The 21,851-nt window shown below is 66.9% G+C and carries 20 protein-coding genes and 1 pseudogene; 2 read left to right on the forward strand and 19 right to left on the reverse strand.

Going from position 1 to position 21,851, the window contains the following annotated elements:
* A pseudogene (locus GGR25_RS24600) lies at positions 1-171 on the forward strand (UDP-glucose 6-dehydrogenase); the annotation flags it as partial.
* A gap of 11 nt (positions 172-182) precedes the next feature.
* Positions 183-1,184, forward strand: a complete 1,002-nt coding sequence (locus GGR25_RS00005) for an NAD-dependent epimerase/dehydratase family protein (protein ID WP_183396690.1) — start codon at positions 183-185, stop codon at positions 1,182-1,184.
* A 57-nt stretch (positions 1,185-1,241) separates the two neighbouring features.
* Here the strand turns inward: GGR25_RS00005 and GGR25_RS00010 are convergent, their stop codons facing one another.
* From GGR25_RS00010 to GGR25_RS00100, 19 genes are all read right to left on the reverse strand, one after another.
* Entirely contained in the window at positions 1,242-1,814 is a 573-nt protein-coding gene (locus tag GGR25_RS00010; RefSeq protein WP_183396691.1) for an ECF transporter S component, read from the reverse strand.
* Positions 1,815-1,973: 159 nt separating this feature from the next.
* Complete coding sequence (locus GGR25_RS00015; RefSeq protein WP_183396692.1) at positions 1,974-2,933, reverse strand: nucleoside hydrolase; 960 nt, start codon at positions 2,931-2,933, stop codon at positions 1,974-1,976.
* The gene (locus tag GGR25_RS00020) at positions 2,934-4,007 is read right to left on the reverse strand and encodes an aldo/keto reductase (RefSeq protein WP_183396693.1); all 1,074 of its coding nucleotides are present in this window, start codon (positions 4,005-4,007) and stop codon (positions 2,934-2,936) included.
* On the reverse strand, positions 4,004-5,107 hold the full coding sequence (locus GGR25_RS00025) for an NADH:flavin oxidoreductase/NADH oxidase (RefSeq protein ID WP_183396694.1): 1,104 nt from the start codon (positions 5,105-5,107) through the stop codon (positions 4,004-4,006). Before GGR25_RS00025 ends, GGR25_RS00020 begins: the two co-directional genes overlap by 4 nt.
* A gap of 28 nt (positions 5,108-5,135) precedes the next feature.
* The gene (locus GGR25_RS00030) at positions 5,136-6,116 is read right to left on the reverse strand and encodes an ABC transporter substrate-binding protein (RefSeq protein WP_183396695.1); all 981 of its coding nucleotides are present in this window, start codon (positions 6,114-6,116) and stop codon (positions 5,136-5,138) included.
* A gap of 367 nt (positions 6,117-6,483) precedes the next feature.
* Positions 6,484-6,933 (reverse strand): VOC family protein, encoded by a 450-nt coding sequence (locus GGR25_RS00035; RefSeq protein ID WP_183396696.1) that lies wholly within the window; start codon positions 6,931-6,933, stop codon positions 6,484-6,486.
* Complete coding sequence (locus GGR25_RS00040) at positions 6,930-8,483, reverse strand: ABC transporter permease (RefSeq protein ID WP_183396697.1); 1,554 nt, start codon at positions 8,481-8,483, stop codon at positions 6,930-6,932. The genes GGR25_RS00035 and GGR25_RS00040 overlap by 4 nt, the downstream gene beginning before the upstream one ends.
* Positions 8,480-9,289 carry an ABC transporter ATP-binding protein gene (locus GGR25_RS00045; RefSeq protein ID WP_183397593.1) on the reverse strand — a complete coding sequence of 270 codons (810 nt, stop codon included), beginning with the start codon at positions 9,287-9,289 and terminating at the stop codon, positions 8,480-8,482. Before GGR25_RS00045 ends, GGR25_RS00040 begins: the two co-directional genes overlap by 4 nt.
* 5 nt (positions 9,290-9,294) lie before the next feature.
* Positions 9,295-10,635 (reverse strand): 8-oxoguanine deaminase, encoded by a 1,341-nt coding sequence (locus GGR25_RS00050; RefSeq protein WP_183396698.1) that lies wholly within the window; start codon positions 10,633-10,635, stop codon positions 9,295-9,297.
* 186 nt (positions 10,636-10,821) lie between these two features.
* Positions 10,822-12,261, reverse strand: a complete 1,440-nt coding sequence (locus tag GGR25_RS00055) for an aldehyde dehydrogenase family protein (RefSeq protein ID WP_183396699.1) — start codon at positions 12,259-12,261, stop codon at positions 10,822-10,824.
* A gap of 12 nt (positions 12,262-12,273) precedes the next feature.
* On the reverse strand, positions 12,274-13,410 hold the full coding sequence (locus GGR25_RS00060; protein ID WP_183396700.1) for a class II histone deacetylase: 1,137 nt from the start codon (positions 13,408-13,410) through the stop codon (positions 12,274-12,276).
* Positions 13,407-14,798, reverse strand: a complete 1,392-nt coding sequence (locus GGR25_RS00065) for an aminotransferase (protein WP_246409110.1) — start codon at positions 14,796-14,798, stop codon at positions 13,407-13,409. The genes GGR25_RS00060 and GGR25_RS00065 overlap by 4 nt, the downstream gene beginning before the upstream one ends.
* 155 nt (positions 14,799-14,953) lie before the next feature.
* Positions 14,954-15,916 (reverse strand): AraC-like ligand-binding domain-containing protein, encoded by a 963-nt coding sequence (locus GGR25_RS00070; protein WP_183396701.1) that lies wholly within the window; start codon positions 15,914-15,916, stop codon positions 14,954-14,956.
* Between the two features lie 12 nt (positions 15,917-15,928).
* Complete coding sequence (locus GGR25_RS00075) at positions 15,929-16,906, reverse strand: substrate-binding domain-containing protein (RefSeq protein WP_183396702.1); 978 nt, start codon at positions 16,904-16,906, stop codon at positions 15,929-15,931.
* Between the two features lie 5 nt (positions 16,907-16,911).
* Positions 16,912-17,937 carry a hypothetical protein gene (locus GGR25_RS00080; RefSeq protein WP_183396703.1) on the reverse strand — a complete coding sequence of 342 codons (1,026 nt, stop codon included), beginning with the start codon at positions 17,935-17,937 and terminating at the stop codon, positions 16,912-16,914.
* Between the two features lie 20 nt (positions 17,938-17,957).
* Entirely contained in the window at positions 17,958-19,409 is a 1,452-nt protein-coding gene (locus GGR25_RS00085) for an NAD(P)-binding domain-containing protein (protein ID WP_183396704.1), read from the reverse strand.
* Between the two features lie 223 nt (positions 19,410-19,632).
* Positions 19,633-20,643 (reverse strand): CobW family GTP-binding protein, encoded by a 1,011-nt coding sequence (locus GGR25_RS00090; RefSeq protein WP_183396705.1) that lies wholly within the window; start codon positions 20,641-20,643, stop codon positions 19,633-19,635.
* Complete coding sequence (locus tag GGR25_RS00095) at positions 20,640-20,930, reverse strand: hypothetical protein (protein ID WP_183396706.1); 291 nt, start codon at positions 20,928-20,930, stop codon at positions 20,640-20,642. Before GGR25_RS00095 ends, GGR25_RS00090 begins: the two co-directional genes overlap by 4 nt.
* A 15-nt stretch (positions 20,931-20,945) precedes the next feature.
* Entirely contained in the window at positions 20,946-21,842 is an 897-nt protein-coding gene (locus GGR25_RS00100; protein WP_183396707.1) for a polysaccharide deacetylase family protein, read from the reverse strand.
* Between the last annotated feature and the right edge of the window lie 9 nt (positions 21,843-21,851).

Consider the following 21,851-nt stretch of genomic DNA (forward strand, 5'->3'; position numbering starts at 1 on the left):
GACTTCGCGCGTCTCCGCCGGCTGATGACCACGCCGGTGCTGATTGACCTCCGCAATGTCTACCGCCGCGAGGAAATCGCCCGCCACGGCTTCCGTTATGCTTCCGTCGGCAGGCCGGGGGAGGATATGCCTCACGCGGAACGCGACCCCGCTTCTGAAGCTGCACAGTGAGGCCGAGACCCATGCGCTATCTGATCACCGGCACGGCCGGCTTCATCGGCTTCCATCTCGCGCGGCGCCTGCTGGACGAGGGGCACTTCGTGGTCGGCTTCGACGCGATGACGCGCTATTACGATGTCGCGCTCAAGGAGCGGCGGCATGCGATCCTCGCGCAATCCAACGGCTTTCGGCCGGTGATCGCGCGGCTCGAGGATCGCGCGGCGCTGGATGCGGCGGCGGCGCTCGCGGAGCCTGACGTGATCGTGCACCTCGCCGCGCAGGCTGGCGTGCGCTACAGCCTCGAAAATCCGCAGGCTTATGTCGATTCCAACCTGGTCGGCTCGTTCAACGTGCTCGAGCTCGCGCGTGCGATCCAGCCGCAGCATCTGCTTCTGGCCTCGACCTCCTCGGTCTATGGCGCCAACGCCAAGATCCCCTTCGCCGAGCTCGACCGCGCCGACGAGCCGTTGACGCTCTACGCCGCCTCCAAAAAGGCGATGGAGCTGATGGCGCATTCCTATGCCCATCTCTTCCGTGTGCCGACGACGGCGTTCCGCTTCTTCACGGTGTACGGGCCGTTCGGGCGGCCCGACATGGCGCTGTTCAAGTTCGTCGCGGCGATCCTGAAGGGTGAGCCGATCGACATCTATGGCGAAGGGCGGATGAGCCGCGACTTCACCTATGTCGACGACCTCGTCGAAGGGATCGTGCGCCTCGCCGCGCTGCCGCCTTCGGAAGCGAACCGCGTGGCGGCGATCGACACGCTGTCGCATGAGGGGCCGTATCGCACCGTCAATATCGGTGGCGGCCAGCCGGTCGAACTGATCCGCTTCGTCGAGACGGTCGAGGCGGCGGTCGGGCGCCCGGCGATCCGCAACATGCTGCCGATGCAGGCGGGGGACGTGCCGCGCACCTTCGCCGCACCGGATCTGATCGAAGCGCTGACCGGCTACAAGCCGCAGACGCCGATCGAGGCCGGCGTCGCGCGCTTCGTCGAATGGTATCGCGGCTATTACGGCGCCTGAAACGAAAGAGGGCCGCGCAAGGCGGCCCTCAAAGTGTCGTCGAGATTTCGCCGCGCTTTACGAACGCGAATAAGCGAAGAACGGCATGCTCGAGGTCAGGTTGCGCGGCAGGCGCTGCGCGATCAGGAACGCCACGACGGCGGTGATGATCTTGTCGCCCATGTTCTGCACGAGGTTCGAGAGCGCGACCGACTGGATCAGGTTCTGGCCGATGGCGAGCAGATAGGCCGTCGCGAAGTCGGTGCCCGAGCCGGTGACGCCGCCGAACATGTAGACGATGATCGGGATCGAGACGATGGTCGAGATCACGCAGATGATCGCGCCCGCGACGATGGTCTTCCACAGATTGGCGAACCAGCCATAGCGGGCGAGGACGCCGGCCGTCAGGCCGATGACCAGCGCGACCGGGAAGAACGCGGCCGCGACCGGATCGAACAGCAGGCCCCAGAGGAGGTTGGCGAGCGTGCCGACGATCGCCGCCGCGATCGGGCCGACGAGGATCGCGACCAGCACGGTGCCGATCGAATCCAGGAAAAGCGGCAGCTTCACCCAGGCGACGATCTGACCCACGACGATATTGATGACGATGGCCGCGGCCATCAGGACGAGTGTTCTGTTATCGAACTTCATGGCATTCCCCAGCACTTAGAAGGTGTCGTTGTGTCGAGCTTGCCGGCCTGACGCCGGTCTGGTTGGCCGGGGGGCGAGCGCAGAACCCGGCGAAGCGGCGCGAGGCGAGCTCGTCACCGCTGCCTGCGAAGGCGAAAAGGATCGGGAGCGCCGTGGCGCTCATGCGGGCGAGCCGGAGACGGATGCCGTCAGCATCGCCATGAATTTCTCGCGCGAAGCGGTATCGACCACGGTCGCGTTCACGGGCTTGCCGGCATGCAGCTTGCGGTCGACGATGGTCTGGCCGAGCGCCGGGCCCTCGCCATTGACGACCTCGACATAGGCCTCGCTCGATTTGGTGACGATGGACGGGTCGATCGCGATCGCCATCGTGATCGGGTCGGGCAGGTCGATGCCCGGCAGGCCCGAGATCTTGGTCGAGAACTCGACGAGACAGCGCTGGATATCGACGCAGAAGGCACCGAGCTTGCCCCCGATCCGCTTGAGTTCATCCGTATCGGACGGCTCGACCACGGCGTGGCGGCAGGAAATTTCCCAGCCGCACATCACGATCGGCATGCCCGACTGGAACACCATACGCGCCGCATCGGGGTCCGCGTAGATATTGAATTCCGAAGCCGGCGTCACATTGCCGGGTCCGTCGCCAATTCCGCCCATGATCACGCAATGCTTGACCGCCTTGGCGAAAGCCGGCTCGCGGGCGAGCGCGACGGCGATATTGGTGAGAGGGCCGAGCGTGACGAGCGTGATCTCACCGGGACGCGCCAGCACCGCCTCGATCATCTTGTCGATCGCGTGGCCTTCGTCCGGAACGCGGCCCGAAAGCGGCAGGCCGATATCGCCCATGCCGTCGATGCCGTGCACGTTCTCGGCGTGGAACGGGCCGCGGATCAGCGGAACGGCGAGGCCGGCATAGACGGGCACGTGCTCCGCGTCGCAGATCTCGCGGGTATAGAGGCAGTTCTGCAGCGCCTTTTCGAGCGAGCAATTTCCGGCGACGACCGAGATGCCGGCGATCTCGATGCCCGGCTGCTTGAACGCGATCACGAGGGCGACGGCATCGTCCGAGCCGGTGTCGGTGTCGATCCAAAGCGTCTTGGCGGGGGCGTTCAGCGGCATTCAGGCGGTCTCCCGGGAAGGACTGGTTGTTGTTGTTGCGGATGGCGTCGGCGCGGCCGGATCGAGCAGGCCCTCGGCCTTGAGCTCGTCCCAGAGCGCAGCCGGCACGGGCTCGTCGAGCGCCGCGAGGTTGCGGGCGATCTCGGCCGGCTTGACGGCGCCGAGGACCAGTGTCGAGACCGCCGGATGGCCGAGCACGAACTGCACCGCGGCGCGCGGCAGCGGCACGCCATGGCGCGCGCACACGACCTCGATCCGGGCGACATGCGCCATGATCTCGGGGCTCGCCGCCTCGTAATTGTAGCGCGCGCCGGGAACGGCGCCGGTGGCGAGGATGCCGGAATTGAAGATGCCGCCCAGCATGACGCCGACGCCCTTTTCGAGCGCGAGCGGCAGCAAGGTCGGCAAGGCCGGCTGCTCGAGCAGCGAATAGCGGCCGGCGAGCAGCACGGCGTCGAAATCGGCGTCGCGCAGGAAGCGCTCGCAGTATTCATGGTCGTCGAGCCCGAGCCCGATCGCGCGGACGACGCCCGCAGAACGAAGCTCGTCGAGGGCGCGATAGCCGCTCTCGATCACCTCGCGATAGCGGATCTCGACCATGTCCTCGCCCTGCGACCAGGGGTCGATGTCGTGCACGAGCAGGATGTCGATCCGGTCGGTGCCGAGGCGCAGCAGCGACTGCTCGAAGGACCGCATGACGCCGTCATAGGAATAATCGAAGCGCGGGCGGTGTGGCAGGCTGCCGACAAAGCCGCGCGCGAGCGGGGGGGCCGGCTCGTCGAAGCGCGCTGCGGCTGGGGTCATGACGCGGCCGATCTTGGTCGAGATCACCACGCTCTCGCGCGGAACCGCGCGCAGCGCCGTACCGACGCGGTGTTCGGCGAGGCCATTGCCGTAATGCGGCGAGGTATCGACCAGATTGATCCCGGCGGCGAAGGCCGCCTCGACGGTCTCGATAGCTGTGCGCTCGTCGAGCTTCTCGAAGAAATCGCCGAGCGGGGCTGAGCCGAAGCCGACGCGCGAGACGCTGATGCCGCTTCTCCCAAGCGGAACTGAGGCGAGGCGGCCGCTCATGCCGGCTGCCTGAACTGGAGGTAGAAGGCATAGCGCTGCGAGAGCACGAAGGCCGGCTTGTCGATGCCGAGCGCCAGCGCGGCGCGATAGGGGAAGTTCGAATCCGACAGCATCTCGCGGCCGATCGCCACGAAGTCGGCCTTGCCCTCCGCGATCACGGCGTCGGCCTGAAGGCCCTCGGTGATGCCGCCTACGGCCATGGTGGCGATGCCGGCCTCGCGGCGGATGCGATCGGCGAAACCGATCTGGAAGCCCGGGCCTTCCTTGATATGGCCGGGATTGGTGCGCACCAGCACGCCGCCGGCCGAGCAGTCGATCACGTCGACGCCAGTCTCCTTCAGCGCCGCGGCGAGCGGCACCGTGTCATCGAGCGTTAGTCCGGCGCCTTCGATGCGGTCGATGCAGGACGCGCGGTAGAAGAGCGGCATCGCCTCGGGGATCGCCGCGCGGACGGCACGCGCCACTTCGAGCGAGAAGCGCATCCGGTTTTCCGGCGTGCCGCCATAGGCGTCGGTGCGCTGGTTCGAGACCGGCGAGACGAAGGAATGCAGCAGATAGCCATGCGCGCCATGGATCTCGACGAAGTCGAAACCGGCGGCGACGGCGCGCTTCGCCGCGGCGACGAAGGCTGCCGTGATTCCGGCGATCTCCTCGATGCTCAGCGCATGCGGAACCGGCCAGTCCTCGTGATAGGGGATCGCCGAGGGCGCGACGGTCTGCCAGGCGCGCGGATCACCCGCCGGAATGGCCCAGCCGCCGTCCCAGGGCGGCGTCGAGCTGGCCTTGCGGCCGGCATGGCTCAGCTGGATGCCGATCGCCGCACCCTCGCGGTGATAACTCGCGACGATGCGGGCGAGGCCCGCGACATGGGCATCGTCCCAGATGCCGAGGCAGTCGGGCGTGATCCGGCCCTCGGGCAGGATGCCGGTCGCTTCGACGAGAGCACCACCGACGCCGCCCAGCGCGAAGCGGCCGTGATGCTCGATATGCCAGTCCGTGACGTGGCCGCCCACGGCCGCATATTGGCACATGGGCGACACGAGGATCCGGTTCCGGAACGTGACGCCCCTGAGTGTCAGGGGCGTGAAGAGATTTACCATAACGTGTATTCCGTAACCGGTTCGGCGATCAAAGCTCGGCGAGCAGCGAGGTGTCGAAGAGATCCTTGTTCGCCTTCACGCCGATCTTTTCGAGCGACGCGATATTCTTTTCGATCGATTCGTCATCGATCGTAAAGACGCCTTTCGGATTCTGCATCAGCGGGATCTGGATCTTGGAATGGTACTCTGCGGCGCCCGGCGTGTAGCCATTGCCCTTGTACCAGCTGTTCTCGAATTCCTTGGTGTACTTGAGCGGGTCGGCGAAGTCGTCGTTCCAGCCCTTGCGGCTGGCGCGCAGGAACGCGACGACGTCCTTGCGCCGGTTCTTGAGCGTATCTTCCGTGACGGTCACGAAATCCTGCCCGAACGGCATGCCGGAATCGTAGAACAGGATGAACGACGCCTTCTTGCCGGAGGTCTCCTCGACGATGAACGGCAGAGACGTCATGAAATCGATGACGGCGTCGACCTGGCCGGTGGCGAGCGGCGTCGGATCGAAGGCGTACGGGACGATCTTGACCTGATCCTCAGCGACGCCATTGAGGCCGAGCAGCACCTTGAACGTGCCGAGCGAGAGCGGCGGGCAGGCAACCGTCTTGCCGACGAGGTCCTTGATCGACTTGATGCCGGTCGCCTCGAGGCTGATCACGCTGTCCGGGCTCTTCTGGAACTGCGCGCCGACGATCTTGAACGGAGCGCCCTTCTCGGAGACGGCGCTGGCCGTTTCGATCAGCGAGGTCAGCGCGATGTCGGCCTTGCCGGTGAGCAGCGAGGCCTGCGGGATGACGTCCGGGCCGCCGGGGATATAGTTCACCTTGAGGCCTTCGGCCGTGTAGTAGCCCTTGTCGAGCGCGATGAAATAGCCCGAGAATTCCGGATCGTTGATCCAGATCGACTGGAAGTTGAGCGGCGTGCCGGCGGCGCGCGCGACACCGAGCGGCAGGGTGGCGGCAGCGAGGCCGGCGAGCGCGGCCTTGCCGAAGCCGCGGCGGGTGAGCGTCGATTTCATAGGGAAGCTCCTTCTGGTCGGCCGGGCGTTGGCGCCGTCGCGGGCGTGCGCTGGCCTTGATTGGTTCGGGTCCGGGCCGCTGCGAACTGCGCGGTGTCGCCATGGCGGGCAGGGAGGGGCCCGCGCTCCGGCAACGGTGTGCAGCCCGGGATGGCCCGGTATTGACCTGTCAACCGCTGGCGGCTCGACCCGAATTTCCGGTCAATCGAAACCGTATCACGGCATAGTAACAGCGAGGCGTTGCAGTTCAATGCCGGCATTGGACGTCCACCCGAAGATCATGTTTATGTATTGAGCATGTATTGCTCATTTGTTGTTCAGATTTGTCCTGCCTGTTCGCGATGCAGCGGGCAGGCTGTCCCTGCGCTCATGACGGGTCTCCGAAAAGATGCTCGATCTCGATGAAAGCGCCGCCCGGCGTGCGGCAATAGATCGAGCGGCCGCCGGGGAATTCGATCGCGCGGCCGAGCACGGTGCCGCCATGGGCGACGACCCGTTCGACGACCGCATCGAAATCATCGACATGGAAGGCGACATGGCCGGCTCCCGGCCGCCAGGGCAGGGCATCGCCCGCCGGGCGCGTATCGTCCGCGGCATGGAAGGCGATCAGTTCGAGGATGAGCGGATAGCCCTCGGCGCGCATCTGCGTGAAATCGGCGGAGAGGCCCTCCTTGCCGGTCAGCGACGCGATGTCGTCGGCAAGGCCGCGTTCGATGAACATCGGTTCAAAGCCGAAGACGGCGCCGAAGAAGGTGATCGCCGGGTCGATCTCGGCGACGGTGAGCGAGGCGTGGTGCCAGTGAATGCCGCGGGTCATCGGCGCACGACCTTTCGTTCGATGAGGCCGACCGCCTCATAGGCGGCGACCGAAATGAGGATCGAGATCAGCGCGCCGGCCCAGATCATGTCGTAGTCGAGGCCGCCGCGCGAGACGTTGAGCAGATTGCCGAGGCCGGTGCCGGTGAGCAGCCATTCGGCGACCATCACGCCGAGCAAGGCCTGCGGCGCGACGAGGCGGGCGGCGGCGAAGAGGTGGCCGATCGAATAGGGCACGGCGACGAAGACGAGGTTCTTGAGCCGGCCGCCGCCATAGGTCGCGACGAGGTCGCTTGCCGCGCGCGGCACGGTGGTGAAGCCTTGTTGCAGCAGGACATAGGCCGGGAAGAAGACGACGAGCACGGCCATGAAGACGGAGGCCGTGACGCCGCGGCCGAAGACCAGCGTGACGATCGGCACAACCGCGACGAGCGGCATGTTCTGTGCCACCATCGCGACCGGCATCAGCGCGCGGGCGAGCGCGGGCGCGAGCAGCGACAGCGCGGCGAGCACGAAGGCGAAGGCGAGACCGGCGAGGAGGCCGAGCGCCGCGACCGGCAGCGTCTGGCCGAGCGCGAGGCCAAGAGCATGACGGGCGGCGCTCGCCTGCCGGCCCTCGAACAGGAACAGGATCGTCTGGACCGGGCCGGGCGCGATGATCGGGCTCACCTTGGTCAGCGTCACCATCAGCCACCACAGCAGGAACGGCAGGGCGAGCGCGACCAGGGCAAAGGCGATGCGCCGCAGCCTTCCGCCCGAGGAGACCGCGATCGCGGCCGGCGAGACAGCGGAGAGCGTCACGGCGGAGGTCGAGGCGGCGAGGCGGCGGGCCGGCAGCAGGAACAGCGCATAGCCCGCGAGCGCGATGAGGCTCGCGGCGAGGCCGATGCCCCAGAGCCGGGCCGGATTGCCCTGCGGCAGGGCGGAGAGCAGGAAGGCGCCGAAGCCCCAGCGCGTGCCGGAGCCGAATTCGCCGAGCACCGCGCCGAGCACGGCGAGCGGCGCGGCGACGCGAAAGCCGGCGAAGAGCGAGGGCAGGGCACCGCGGAAGCGCACATGCAGCATCAGCTTCGTCTCGCCGCCGCCATAGGCCGCGACGAGATCGGCAAGGCGCGGATCGACCTGGCGGAGGCCCAGCAGCGTCGCCGACATCGCGGGGAAATAGACCATCAGCGCGGCGAGGATGGTCTGCGGCCAGTCGCCGTTGAAGAAGAGCACCAGCAGCGGCCCGACCACGATCGCCGGCATGGCGAAGAGTGCGATGTTCACGCCGCGAAAGGCGAGTTCGAGGCTGGGCGAGAGACAGAAGAGGAGGGCGGCCAGCATCGCCGCGGCGCAGCCGAAGACGAAGCCGATCGTGGCCGTGCGGACCGTGGCGAGGCCATGCAGCCAGTAGAGTTCGCGGTCGGCGAAGGCTTGAGCGAGGATACGCGAGGGCGCCGGGAACATGGCGACGCCCCAGCTCGTCTGGCTGCCGAGGAACTCCCAGATCGCGAGGACGACGAGGACGCCGAAGACGATGCGGGCGTTCTCGCGCGTAGCCCCGCTCATGCCGCCGCTCCCGGGCCGTGCAAGGCGGCCGTCAGCGTGTCGCAGAGCGCGTGGAATTCGGGCGACGAGAAGAGGTCCGGCGTGCGGGGGCGGGCGAAGGGAACCTTGATGATCTCGGCGATGCGGCCGGGCTTTGCATGCATCACCACGACCTCGTCGGCGAGGAAGACGGCCTCGTCTATGCCATGCGTGACGAGAAGGGTCGTGGTCTGCCGCGCCGCCCAGATCCGCTGCAGTTCGAGGTTCATCTGGCGGCGCAGGATCTGGTCGAGCGCGCCGAAGGGCTCGTCGAGCAGGAGGACGGACGGGTCGGAGACGAGCGAGCGGGCAATGGCGACACGCTGGCGCATGCCGCCCGAAAGCTGGCTCGGCAGCGCGTCCTCATAGCCCTTGAGACCGACGAGATCGATCAGCGCACGGATCTTCTCGTTGTTCGGCTTGATCGGCCGGCCGAGAATCTGCAGCGGGAAGGCGACATTGGCGAAGACGTTGCGCCAGGGCAGCAGCGCCGGATCCTGGAAGGCGATGCCGAGCTCGCCTTCTTTCCGAAACTGCTCGGGATGCTTCGAGCGGATCAGGATCGCGCCATCGTCCGGCTGTTCGAGCCCAGCGACCATGCGCAGCAGCGTGGACTTGCCGCAGCCGGAGGGGCCGATGAGCGCGACGAAGGAGCCGCGCGTCACCTTCAGCGAGATCGGCGCCAGCGCGACGACGGGACCGCGCGGCGTCGGGAAGGTTTTCCCCGCCTGGTCGATGATCAGGTCGACAGCGGCTTCGGGTGGCGTCGGGGATGTATTGATCGTCATGTAGGTCATGGCTGTGCCAGAAACGCCTTGGCGGCCTCCCCATGTTCCGCGCGCAGCCGGGCGAGGTCGACACCGATCGGCGCGCCGTTCTCGACGCGCCAGTCGCCCGCGATCATGACGCGGTCGGCGGCATGCGCGCCGCACAACACCAGGGCGGCGATCGGATCGCCGGAGCCGGAAAAGCGCAACTCGTCGAGCGTGAAGAGCGCGAAATCCGCCTGCTTGCCGACCGCGATCTTGCCGATATCCGAGCGGCCGACGAGCGCCGCCGAGCCCTCGGTCGCCCAGCGCAGCGCGTCGAGATGCGTCACCGTCTCCGCATCATAGCGCAGGCGTCCGATCATCAGCGCGTGGCGGACCTCCTCCATCATGTTGGAGGCATCGTTGGAGGCCGAGCCGTCGACGCCGAGCCCGACGATCGCGCCGGCGGCCTCCAGCTCCTTGGTGCGGCAGATACCGGAGGCGAGCACCATGTTCGACGTCGCGCAATGGCAGACGCCGACGCGGTGCCGGCCGAGCCGCACCACCTCGCCATCGTCGAAATGGATGCCATGCGCCAGCCAGACGCGCTCGTTCAGCCAGCCGACGGATTCGAGATAGTCGAGCGGGCGCATGCCGAAGCGCGACAGGCAGAAATCGTTCTCGTCCTCGGTCTCGCCGAGATGGGTATGGAGCCGGCAATCATGCTTCGCCGCGAGGTCCGCCGCTGCGCACATCATGTCCCGCGTCACGTTGAACGGCGCGCAGGGCGCGAGCGCGACCGTGGTCATCGCTCCGTCCGAGCGGTCGTGATAGCGGCCGATGACGCGCTCGCAATCGGCGATTACCGCGTCGTCATCCTGCATCAGCCGCTCGTCGGCGACGCCGCCGCTCTTGGTGCCCATATTGATGACGCCGCGCGTCAGCGCGATGCGCATGCCGAGCCGCGCGGCCTCCTCCGCCTCGATGTCGACGGCGTCGGGCATGTCGGCCGGGAAGACGAAGAGATGGTCGGAGGCCGTGGTGCAGCCGGACATCAGGAGTTCCGTCAGCGCGGCACGGACCGCGAGGCGGAAGCGGTCGCGGTTGAGATAGGAGCCCCAGCGCGGATAGAGCGCCTTCAGCCAGGGGAAGAGTTCCTTGTTGATCGCGGCCGGATGGGCGCGCGTCAGCGTCTGGAAGAAATGGTGATGCGTGTTGACGAGACCCGGGAGGATCACATGCCGCGACGCCTCGAACACCGTGTCGTGGATGGGGTCGGGAGCGCCGGCGCCGACCAGCTCCATGATGCGCCCGCCTTTCACGACGATGCCGCGCTCGGCGCCCGTCGCGAGGACGGCGATGGGGTCCTTAAGCCAGAGGCGCATGTCGCTCACCGTTCAGTGCAGTGCCCCATAGATTCGCGCCGTCATCCCGGCGAAAGCCGGGATCCATCCAGCCTGAGGCGGCCGGGTGGACACATGACGGCAACGCGCCAGGCAGCACGGCTGCATGGATCCCGGCTTTCGCCTGGATGACGGCAGTATCGCGGAAAAGGCAGTACCGCCCGCCCATCACTTCTCCGCCTCCGGATCCCAGCCGAGCACCGCCTTCACTTCGAGGAACTCGCGCAGGCCGTGTTCGCCGAGTTCGCGGCCATTGCCGGATTGCTTGTAGCCGCCGAAGGGGGCTTCGAAATCGAACCAGGGATTGTTGATGAAGATGCGGCCGGCGCGGATCTTTGTCGCTGTGGCGCGGGCGTGACCCAAATCGCGCGAATAGACATAGCCGGCGAGGCCGTAGAGCGTGTCGTTGGCGAGGCGAACAGCCTCGTCCTCGTCGTCATAGGTGAGGATGGAGAGCACCGGCCCGAAGATCTCCTCGCGGGCGATCCGCATGTCCGGCGTGACGTCGGCGAAGATGGTCGGGCGCACGAAATAGCCGCGGTTGAACTCCTGCGGCCGCCCCGGACCGCCATAAGCGAGCGTCGCGCCCTCGGCGATGCCAGCCTCGATCATGCCCTGCACCTTCGCGAACTGCGCCGCGCCGGCGACGGGGCCGGTCGTCGTCTCGTCGAGGGTCGGGTCGCCGACGATCATGGTTTCGGCCACGGCCTTCGCCCGCGCGATCACCTCGTCATGCTGGCTGCGATGCACCAGCATGCGCGTTGGCGCGATGCAGGACTGGCCGGAATTGATGAAGCAGCGCTTCACGCCGTCGGTCACGGCGAGGTCGAGATCCGCGTCGGGCAGCACGATGTTGGCCGATTTGCCGCCGAGCTCCTGATGCACGCGCTTGACCGTATCGGCGGCGTCCTTGGCGATCTGGACGCCGGCGCGGGTCGACCCGGTGAAGGAGATCATGTCGATATCGGGATGACGCGACATGGCCGCGCCGACTTCGGGTCCGGTGCCGTTGACGAGGTTGAACACACCCTTCGGCACGCCGGCCTCGTGCAGCACTTCGGCAAGCAGGAAGGCGGAGAGCGGCGAGAGTTCCGAAGGTTTCAGCACGACCGTGCAGCCGGCGGCGAGGGCGGGCGCGAGCTTGGTGACGATCTGGTTGAGCGGCCAGTTCCACGGCGTGATCAGGCCGCAGACGCCGATCGGCTCCAGCAGGATGCGCGACTGGCCGTGGGCCTGTTCGAAGTCGAAGGCCGCGAGAACCTTGGCGAAGCTCTCGAAATAGACAATCGAGGAATCGGTCTGAAGCGCCCAGGAAAGCCATTTCGGCGAGCCCATCTCGGCGGTGACGGCAGCGGCGAGTTCCGCCTGCCGCGCCTTGAAGACCGCGACGATGCGCGCGAACAGGGCGAGCCGCTCTTCCTTGCTCGTTGCGGAAAAGGCCGGAAAGGCGCGCCGTGCGGCGGCCACGGCACGGTCGACATCGGCGGCCGAGCCGAGGCTGATCCGGCCGGCCGGTTCTTCGGTCGCGGGGTTGATCACGTCATGCGGACGAGGCACTGCCGGAGGAACGAGGGCGCCGTCGATATAGAAGAGGGTGGTGTCAGCCAAGCTTCTGTCCTCTTACGCGTCGGGCGCCGGCACGCGCGCCAGATTCGCCGCGGCGCGGGTGATTGCCGCGTCCTGGTGGGGCTGGAGGTCCTGCCACGCCATGCCGGCGATCAAGGGTTGGAACGGGTCGTCAACGGTGCCTCTCTCGCCGGACAGCGCCTCGACGAGGGCCATGGCGAGGAAGGGGACCGAGGGGCGGTGATAGCCGCCCTCATGCGTGACGAGGACGCGCCCGCCGCACAGCGTATCGGCAGCGCCGAGAATGCCCGTCGTCATCGCGGCGAAGGTCTGCCCGTCGAGCATCATGCGCGCCTGCGGATCATAGGCGCCAGCATCGAAGCCCGAGGCGATGATGATGAAATCGGGCTTGAAGCGATCGAGCGCCGGCAGCACGACGCGGTCCATCACTGCGAGATAGGCGCCGATGCCGGAGCCGGGCGGCAGGGGAACGTTGAGATTGGCGCCTTCGCCCGCACCGGCGCCGATGGTCTCGACCGCGCCGGAATTGGCCGGATAGCAATTGTCCTGGTGGATCGAGATGGTCAGGACCGACGGGTCGTCGAAGAAGATGCTCTCCGCGCCATTGCCGTGATGCACGTCCCAATCGACGATCGCCACACGGGCAAGGCCATGGGCGGCCTGTGCGTGGCGCGCGGCGAGCGCGCCATGATTGAAAATGCAGAAGCCATAGCCATGCGCCGCGACGGCGTGGTGGCCCGGCGGGCGGACGAGCGCATAGGCATTGGCGACCTTGCCCGCGACGATCGCATCGACCGCCTCCAGCATGCCGCCCGCCGCCAGCGCTGCGATTTCATAGCCGCCGGGGCCGAAGGGCGTGTCGCCGCCGAGCGCGCCGAGGCAGGCGTCGCCGCCATCGCCGGCGCTCATTTGCTTCAGCTTCGCGAGATAGGCCGGTGCATGGACGCGCGCAAGTTCGGTTTCGCTGGCCTCGCGCGGTTTGATCAGGGTCAGCTTCTCGGTGAGACCGGCGACGTCGAGCAGGTTCTTGATCCGCCGCTTGCTCGCCGGGCTTTCCGACGCCTCGTCGGGCTCGACCACGCCGCGGCCGGATTTCAGGAATCCGGCCAGCGCCGTGGTGTCGTGCCACATCAGCAGTTCATGCCAGACGAGGCCGGTCGCCCGCTTCATGCCGTGACGCCGTAGTGCTTGGCGGTGGCATCCAATGCCTCGCGGGTGATGTCGAAGATCTCGTCCATTTGGGCCTTCGTGGTGATCAGCGGCGGCATGAGGCTCATCGTGTCGCCATTGGCGCGCAGCGCCAGCCCGCGCTTCAGCGCCTCGGCGCTGCAGAAATCGCCGATATGGGCCTCATAGGCATAGGCCTCGCGGGACGCCTTGTCCTTGACGATCTCGAGGCCGCCCATCAGGCCGACATAGCGGATATCGCCGATCAGCGGATGATCGGCGAAGGCGTCGAGCTTGGCCTGGAAATAGGGCGCCAGTTCCTTGCCGGCATTTTCGACGATGCCTTCCTCGTCGAGGATGCGGATGTTCTCGAGCGCGACGGCGCAGCAGGCGGGATGGCCGGAATAGGTGTAGCCGTGATCCCAGGCGCCGCCCTGGTCGATCAGCACGTCGGCGACGCGGTCCGAGATGATCGTGCCGGACAGCGGCAGATAGCCGGAGGTGATGGCCTTGCCGACCTGCATGATGTCCGGCTCGATGCCATATTTGTAGCAGCCGAACCACTCGCCGGTGCGGCCGAAGCCCATCACGACCTCGTCGACGATCAGCAGGATGTCGTATTTCTTGCAGATGCGCTGGATCTCGGGCCAGTAGGTCATGGGCGGGCAGATCGCGCCGCCCGCGCTCTGCGCCGGCTCGGCGACGAAGGCCGCGATATTGTCCGCGCCGATTTCCAGGATCTTGTCCTCCAGCCAGGAGGCGGCGAGCACGCCGAACGCGTCCGCATCCATGCCGAAGCCATTGCGGTACTGATAGGCCGTCTTGATGTGGGTGACGTTGGAGAGCGGCAGGTCGCCGCCGGCCTTGTGCATCGGCCAGATGCCGGAAAGGCTGGCCGCCATATGCGAGGACCCGTGATAGGCGAGCTCGCGCGCGATGAAGATGCGCTTTTCCGGCTTGCCGAGCAGGTCCCAGTAGCGGCGCGCCAGACGCGTGCCGGTCTCGTTGGCCTCGGAGCCGGAGGACTGGAAGAAGACGTGGTTGAGATGGCCGGGGAGCATGGAGGTCAGCTTCTCGGCGAGGCTGATCGCGGCGCGGTGCGTCGTCTTGAAGAAGGACTGGCAGTAAGAGAGTTCCAGCATCTGCGCGGCCGCGGCGTCGACCAGCTCCTTGCGGCCATAGCCGATGTTCACATTGCCGAGGCCGGAGAGCCCGTCGATCAGCCGCTCGCCATCCGTGTCCCAGACATAGATCCCCTCGGCATGCGCCGCGACGCGCGCACCGGTCTGGCGCAGGCTCGCATGATCGGTGGAGGGGTGCAGGTAATGCGCCCGGTCGAGCACCTGCCAGCTCTGCGTGTCCAGCTCCTTGAAGGCCATCGTCGTTTCCATCCGTCCATGTCGTTGGCGCGACGCCATCCGGTCACTTCTCCCGAAGCGTCGGGCGAAGAAAGGAGGTTCGCATTCCACTCGACTAGACCGCGCCGACCGCCCGGCGGCCATTGCTGCGCTGGCGCAAAAACATGGCAGCGCGTGCGGCTCCTCCTTCAGTGGAGCCGTTCGCTGCGATACTGGCCCGGCGCGATGCCGAACTGCTTCCGGAAGGCGCGGCTGAAATGGGAGAAATCCTTGAATCCGCAATCGAAAGCGATCGTGGCGATCGGCAGGCCGCGCTTCAGCGGATCGGCCAGCGCGCGGCGGATCCGGTCGAGTCGCTGCGCCTGGATGAAGCGGGCGAGCGGCTGCTCCTCGGCCTCGAACAGCTCATAGAGCCGGCGGAGGGAGATGCCGAGTTCGGCGGCCACGGAGCGGGGCGAGAGCGCCGCATCGTCGAGCCGGGCAAGGATATGCGCCTTGATGCGCTCGACCTGCGCGAGGCTGCTCGCGGAGACGCATTCCGTATCGGCGCCGATGAGCGCGGTGGCGAGCAGTTCCATGACATGCGCCTCCAGCCGGCCGGCGAGCGCGGGCCGGATCTCCTCAGGCTGTTCGCAGAGGCCGCAGGCGAGGTCGAGGATGAAGCGGCCCGGCAGGCTGCGCGCATCGACCGGCACGGCGATCAGCCGGTCGACATGCGGCACGAGCTCGCGCAGCGCCGCGCGAGGCACCTTCAGCGAGATCTGCCGATAATGCCCGGAAAAGCGCATCCGGTAAGGCCGGCGGCTGTCGTAGAGCACCATGGAGCGCGGCGTGGTGATCAGCTCGCGCCCGTCCTGCTCGAAGGCGCATTCCCCCTCGATCTGGATCGTCATCTCGTACCAGCGATCATCGCTGCCGCGAATCTCCGCGTCGGTGCGGGAGACCTCCAGGCTCGTCGAGACGATATCGGCGAGCGTCACCTCGCCGATCTGCAGCGAGCCGACGCGGCCATAGAAGCCCTCGAAGCTCGGTCGGGACAGGCGCGTCGGCGGAAAGAGGCTGTTGGTCGCCTCGCGCCAATAGTCGAGCCGCTCGCGCGCCGGCACCGCGTCGGTGGATAGTTCCCGCCAGCCGAAGCCCATCACCGTCATGCGAGCAACTCCTCAGCTTGCGAGAATGTCCGATCCCTCGAAGAGGTCCTCGGGGGCGAAGTCGGTCTTGATCAACTCGTCCTCGCGAAGATAGCGGATCACGGTCTCGAGCATGGTCCGGTTCTTTGCGAGACCAACAGGCCAATAGTCGGTCCCCAGCTCGCGCTCCGCCTCGAGCAGCGATTCGAGCGCCCAGGGCAGCATGGTGGAGAGCGCCACCTGGTCGAACAATTTCGCCCGGGCGATTTTCTGCGCCGCGGCGAAGGCATCGAACACGGCTTTCGCCAATCCGGGATTCGATTTCGCCAATGGCCGCTTGATGGCGAGAATATGCATGGGCGGGAAGATGCCCGTCTTGCGGTAATAGTCGAGCTCGACGCTCTTCGGCTCGTCGAACAGGCGGCGGACATTGTCCGATGGCCAGGTGCTCGGCGCGCGGGCCGTATAGAGCGCGTCGATCTCGCCGGAGGCGAGCAGTTGCGCGAGGCTCTTGTCCGTCCGGTGCTCGATCGTGAACTTGCGCGGATAGAGCTGGGGATGCTCGTCGCCGGAGCGCGGGGCTTCGAGGCCGCCGGTCACATAGATCGGCGCGGTCCGCGGAAGTCCATGGAATTCCTCGAAGATTCCGCGATGCCAGACGGCAGCCGCCATGTCGAACACCATCAGCCCGACCCGCTTGCCCGCGAGATCGGCCGGCTTCTCGATGCCGGCATGGGCATTCACGAAGACGGAGGAGAAGCGGAAATGGCGCGAGGGGAAGAGCGGGACGGCGAGATAGGGCCGCTCCGGCATTTCCAGCGTGCGCAGATAGGTGGCGAGCGGGAACTCGCAGATGTCGAAGACATGGTCCTTGAGCTGGCGGTTGAAGAGCGCCTGCACGCCCATCAGTTCGATCTCGTGATCGAAGCCGGCAATGGTGACCTCGCCATTGGCGAGCGGGCGGGTCCGATCGCTGTCGCTGACGCCGATCTTGAGCTTAAGTCCTGACATATGCTTCACTTTTTCTGGTCGGCGGAAATCTGCGCCATCAGCACGTCGAGCAGTTCCGGCAGCGCCAGCGGCGTGGCATTGGCCCCGCCGCGCGCATAGATGCCGGTCGCATGCGTGATATCGACGCCGAGCCGCGACGCCAGCCGTCCGATCGCGTCCTTGCAGTCATCGAGCGTCGGCAGGCAGCGGATCGCCTCGGCCTTGGGCAGGTGGTCGTTGGCGCCGATGAGGGCCATGCGCTCCGCGCCGACCTTGCGGCTGGACGCGACATTGTTGATCGCCCGCTCGCCCTTGCCGATGACGAAGGAGCGATGGGTCAGTCCCGGCGCGACCCAGGCGATGACGTCGTCGTAATAGGGCCGGATGCGCGTCACCACATCGGCGACGGCCTTCGCCATCTCGTTGTGCATCAACACATAATGCCGCTTTTCCTCGTCGCCCCAGCGCCAGCGCGTGGCGGATACGGCCGTGGCGGTGGAATCGTCGCGCCAGGGCGAGACGGCATTGCCGCGTTTCTCGAACAGACCGGGATCGTCATAGGCCGTCGCCGGCGAGGGCAGGCCGTTATAGCTGACGATATGCTCATAGGGCACGACCGACATCGGCTCGGAGATCACCATGCGGTGCACGAGCACGCCGGCATCGTTCATGAGCGGCGCGATGTTCAAGACGTCCTGCGAGAATTCGGGCTCCAGCCGCGCCATCAGTTCCTGCGGCAGGTCGAGGCGGGCGATCGGGCGAAAGCCCGAATCCGCGAGGCGCTGGTTGATCGCCTTGTGTTCGGATGAAAAGGGATAGGGCTTGGTCTTCGTGCAGGGCATGAAGAGCAGGACGCGCCGCTTCGCCTTTGGCAGATCCGGTACATAGTCGTTGCGCACGAAGTCGAGCCAGGCCGCGATTCGCGGCTGGGTGAGCGAGTCGACATTGTCCTGCGGGCTGTAGAGGCAAAGTTCCGGATCGAGCACGAAGGGGCTCTGGATCTTCTCGGCGGATTCCTGGATGCGCTGCGCGCGGTCTGTGACGGTGACCATGATGCTCGCTAGTCTGGGTTTCAGGCGACCTTCTCGGCCCGCTTCGCGCGGTTCGCCTCGAAAGTGGAGGTGTCGAGCTCGACCACGTCATAGCTCTTGAGGGCGGGCAGATAGCCGGCGGCATCGTCCAGGAAGAGCTGGCGCGTGATGCCGAAGGCGATGCGATCGGTCGAGAATTTGAGCTGCGAGATGCCCGCGGCGCCGCCGAGGCTCGGCATGGCGCCGAAGGTGTGAGAGTAGATCCGCGCCAGATAGGGCGCCTCGCCGGGAGCCTTCTCGGTGAACTGGAAGGCATCGGTGAGATAGGGGTACTTGCCGAGCAGGGGGCTCTCCTCGCCGGCGGGCGCCGTGTAGCGATCCTGCCAGAGCGCGATCTTGTCGGCGAAGCGGGCGAGTTCGGGTCGCGTCGAAAGATCGACCGAGAAGCCGGTTCCGACGATCAGGAAGTCGTAATGCGCGCTCATCTGCGGCGTCGCCAGGCGGATGCGCCCGCCATCCATGGCGAGGCTCTCGATCGGGCTGCCGAGATGCAGATCGAACGTGCCGAAGCGCGCGCAGCGGTCGAAGGTCTCCTGCGGCGGCGGCTGGTTCATGGCGAGGAAGGTCGTCATGAAGCTCCATTTCTGGGCATCCGACAGATCCACAAAATGGCGCATGAAGCCGGCGAATTCGATCCAGCGATTCGGGTTCACCGCCGGCAGACGGCGCCGGCGGGCGAAGACGTCGACGATCGCGCCATGTTCCAGCGCGCAGGCGGCGTTATCGAACGCCGAGGCGCCGGCGCCGATCACGGCGACCCGCTTGCCACGCAGCGCCTCGAAATCGATGGCGTCGGCCGTGTGCGCATAGCGCTCGCGCGGCAACGCCTGCGTGATGATCTGCGGCATCAGCCAGCGCCCCGAGCCCTCGATGCCGGTGGCGAGCACGACATTACGCGCGAGGATGCGCTCGGCCTTGCCGGCGATCGTCACATGCAGGGCCAGGATTCCGTCCGCCAGCGGCTCGATATCGGTGACGTTCGCGTCGCTCGTGGTCTCGATGCCGATCGTGCGCTGCAGCCAGACGACGTAGTCGTGCCACTCCTCGCGGCCGATCTTGTGCAGGTTCGCCCAGGCCTCGGGACCGTATTTCGCCTCGTACCAGGCCCGCACCGAGAGCGCCGCCGTGCCGAGTTCCGGGCCGGAGACGTGTTTCGGCGTGCGGAGCGTCGCCATGCGGGCGAAGCTGCGCCACGGGCCGGCCGATCCGGCTGCGCTGCGGTCGAAGATGCGGAAATTGGTCACGCGCTCGCGCAGCAGGCGGAAGGCGACCGCGAGGCCATTCTGCCCGCCGCCGACAATCGCGACGTCGAGCACCGGCTCGCCTTCGAAGCGGCGCGGCGCCACCCATTCGCGGGCGGGATAGTTCACGCAGTCGAGCTCGAACCGCGCGCGTTCGGCGAGTTCGTCGAGGGCCCGGGATTGCGTCGTCATGTCATTCACTCCACGCGATGGATGAACCTCGAAACGCGCCGCCCCGCGCCGCGCACCATTTGCGACGCCATCGGGGGCGTGGTTTCGGGGGAGGGGCCGATCCGGTTTTCCGGTCGATCGGTCGCTCCCGGGATTAAGCAAACTGCGTACCAGTTCTGCGCCGCAGCATAGCGGTGCGCCGCAGCCGGTCGTGTCCAAAGCCTAAGCAGGTGGTGCCCATAATTCAGCCGGTCGCGGACAGGGCAGGCACCCGGCCCGCGCGGAGAAAGGCCTCGAGCGAACGCTGCAGCAGCGCCGGTTCGAGATCGCGCAGGATCACCACCAGTTCGAGGCCGTCGGGTGCGCTGTCCGCCGGCAGATGTTCCGGACGGTGGACGATGTGGCGGACCGACTGGACGAGCACGGGACGTCCGTCGCCGCCGGAAAGCGTCAGCGTTCCCTTGAGGCGTAGCAGCTTGCCGCCATGCCGATGCGCCAGCAGCGACAGCCACGTCGCGAAGGCCTGCCAGTCCACGGGACCCGCGATCCGCAACACGCCGGAGCGGATCGCGTCGTGGCGTGGTGCGGCCGGCGCCGCGATGAAGCTGCGGCCGGGCTGCGGCCGGCCGGGGGCTTCGGGAAAGGCCGTTCGGTCGAAGGGATCCAGCAAGCCGTCATCGACGACGATTTGGCTGAGCGGGTTCAGTCCGGTGACGCGTCGCATGATCGCGTCCGGGGAGGCCGCCGGCGCGAGATCGGCCTTCGACAGCACGATCAGATCGGCGCAGACGATCTGCGAGAGCGCCTCCGGGCTGATCGCCTCGATGGGCGTTTCATCCTCGACCAGGTCGATCAGCGTGACGACGCGGCCGGGGCGAAAGCGCGGCTTCAGCCGGCGATCGAGCGCCAGCGTCGCGACGAGGCCGGCCGGATCGGCGATGCCCGAGGTCTCGATGAGAACGCGCGAGAACGGCGGAATTTCGTCGCTCGCCCGGCGCTCGGCGAGATCGATCAGCGCGTCGCGGACGCTGCCATCGACGACGCAGCAGATGCAGCCGTTGCCGACGACGCGCGCCGATCCGCCGGAAAGCGCGATCAGGCGCTGGTCCAGCGGCAGCGCGGCGAATTCGTTGACGAGGATGGCGGTGTCGCGAAGGCAGCCGCCTTCGACCAGCCGGCGGATCAGCGTCGTCTTTCCGGAACCGAGGAAGCCGGTGAGGATGTCGACGGCGATGAGCGGCGCGGCGTCGCTCATCGCCGCTCCAGAGCGGCGAGGCAATCCTCGGACAGAGGGTCAGGTGCCTTGCGCCCAAGCGCGTCGACCGCGAGCCAGAGCGCGCCGAGATCAGCGGCGAGCGTCGTGCGCCCGGTCGGCCCGGTGACGCGGAAGCCCTGGCCCCAGGCGGCGATCGCGACGCCGGAGCCGCTGGCTGCCCGCGCCGCCTCCCGCGCGAGCGCGACACGGCCGGCGGCCGGCCGTGCGGGCAGGGCCGGGCCCGTGCTCCAGTGGATATCCGTGAAGGAGCCGCAGAGGCCGCACATCGCCGCCGCGCCCGATCAGGGCCGGGGACCGGGCGTGCCCTTGGGATAGCGCGTCAGGAAGTCCTTCGCGATTGCCTCGAAGGTCGTGAACTTGACGCCGGGATGGCTGGAAATATGGCCGAACAGGCGCTCATGCATCGCCAGAACCTGCGGGCGGCCCGAGACGTCCGGATGGATGGTGATCGTGAAGACGGCATAGTCGTATTCGCGATAGATCCAGTCGAACTGGTCGCGCCAGAGCTCCTCGATGTCGCGCGGGTTGACGAAGCCGTGGCTGTTCGGCGCCGCCTTCATGAACATCATGGGCGGCAGGTCGTCGATGTACCAGGAGGCCGGAATCTCGACGAGCGGCGTCTCGGTGCCGCGGTTCATCGGCTTCATCCAGCTCTGCGCCGGCGCGCCGTAATCGATCTTCGACCAGCTCTCGCCCGTGCGGGCATAGTAGGGGAAGAAGTCGTTATGCATCAGCGAGTGGTCATAGATGATGCCGCGCTCGATCAGCATCTCGATCGTCGTGTTGGAGAACTCCCACCACGGCGCGACATAGCCCGAGGGCTTGCGGCCCTGCAGCTTCTCGATCAGCGCGATCGACTTGTCGAGAACGGCCGCTTCCTGCTCCCGCGTCATCATCAGCGGGTTTTCGTGGCTGTAGCCATGCATGCCGATCTCGTGACCGGCTGCGGCGACGGCTGCCATCTCGTCCGGGAACGTCTCGATCGAGTGGCCGGGGATGAACCAGGTCGTCTTGATGCCGAAGCGATCGAACATCCTCAGCAGGCGCGGCGTGCCGACTTCGCCGGCGAAGACGCCGCGCGAGATGTCGCAAGGGCTGTCCTCGCCGCCATAGGAGCCGAGCCAGCCCGCAACCGCGTCCACATCGATGCCATAGGCGACGAAGATTTCCTTAGCCATGCTTTCCTC

The sequence above is a fragment of the Kaistia hirudinis genome, assembly GCF_014196455.1.
Lineage (GTDB): Bacteria > Pseudomonadota > Alphaproteobacteria > Rhizobiales > Kaistiaceae > Kaistia > Kaistia hirudinis.

Coding starts and splice junctions, on each gene's coding strand:
- GGR25_RS00020 (WP_183396693.1), bottom strand. CDS start 4,007: ATGAGCGGCCGCCTCGCCTCAGTTCCGCTTGGGAGAAGCGGCATCAGC.
- GGR25_RS00100 (WP_183396707.1), bottom strand. CDS start 21,842: ATGGCTAAGGAAATCTTCGTCGCCTATGGCATCGATGTGGACGCGGTT.
- GGR25_RS00080 (WP_183396703.1), bottom strand. CDS start 17,937: ATGGTCACCGTCACAGACCGCGCGCAGCGCATCCAGGAATCCGCCGAG.
- GGR25_RS00040 (WP_183396697.1), bottom strand. CDS start 8,483: ATGAGCGGGGCTACGCGCGAGAACGCCCGCATCGTCTTCGGCGTCCTC.
- GGR25_RS00030 (WP_183396695.1), bottom strand. CDS start 6,116: ATGAAATCGACGCTCACCCGCCGCGGCTTCGGCAAGGCCGCGCTCGCC.
- GGR25_RS00005 (WP_183396690.1), top strand. CDS start 183: ATGCGCTATCTGATCACCGGCACGGCCGGCTTCATCGGCTTCCATCTC.
- GGR25_RS00085 (WP_183396704.1), bottom strand. CDS start 19,409: ATGACGACGCAATCCCGGGCCCTCGACGAACTCGCCGAACGCGCGCGG.
- GGR25_RS00050 (WP_183396698.1), bottom strand. CDS start 10,635: ATGCGCCTCTGGCTTAAGGACCCCATCGCCGTCCTCGCGACGGGCGCC.
- GGR25_RS00035 (WP_183396696.1), bottom strand. CDS start 6,933: ATGACCCGCGGCATTCACTGGCACCACGCCTCGCTCACCGTCGCCGAG.
- GGR25_RS00045 (WP_183397593.1), bottom strand. CDS start 9,289: ATGACGATCAATACATCCCCGACGCCACCCGAAGCCGCTGTCGACCTG.
- GGR25_RS00025 (WP_183396694.1), bottom strand. CDS start 5,107: ATGGTAAATCTCTTCACGCCCCTGACACTCAGGGGCGTCACGTTCCGG.
- GGR25_RS00060 (WP_183396700.1), bottom strand. CDS start 13,410: ATGAAGCGGGCGACCGGCCTCGTCTGGCATGAACTGCTGATGTGGCAC.
- GGR25_RS00070 (WP_183396701.1), bottom strand. CDS start 15,916: ATGACGGTGATGGGCTTCGGCTGGCGGGAACTATCCACCGACGCGGTG.
- GGR25_RS00090 (WP_183396705.1), bottom strand. CDS start 20,643: ATGAGCGACGCCGCGCCGCTCATCGCCGTCGACATCCTCACCGGCTTC.
- GGR25_RS00010 (WP_183396691.1), bottom strand. CDS start 1,814: ATGAAGTTCGATAACAGAACACTCGTCCTGATGGCCGCGGCCATCGTC.
- GGR25_RS00065 (WP_246409110.1), bottom strand. CDS start 14,798: ATGGAAACGACGATGGCCTTCAAGGAGCTGGACACGCAGAGCTGGCAG.
- GGR25_RS00015 (WP_183396692.1), bottom strand. CDS start 2,933: ATGCCGCTGAACGCCCCCGCCAAGACGCTTTGGATCGACACCGACACC.
- GGR25_RS00075 (WP_183396702.1), bottom strand. CDS start 16,906: ATGTCAGGACTTAAGCTCAAGATCGGCGTCAGCGACAGCGATCGGACC.
- GGR25_RS00095 (WP_183396706.1), bottom strand. CDS start 20,930: ATGTGCGGCCTCTGCGGCTCCTTCACGGATATCCACTGGAGCACGGGC.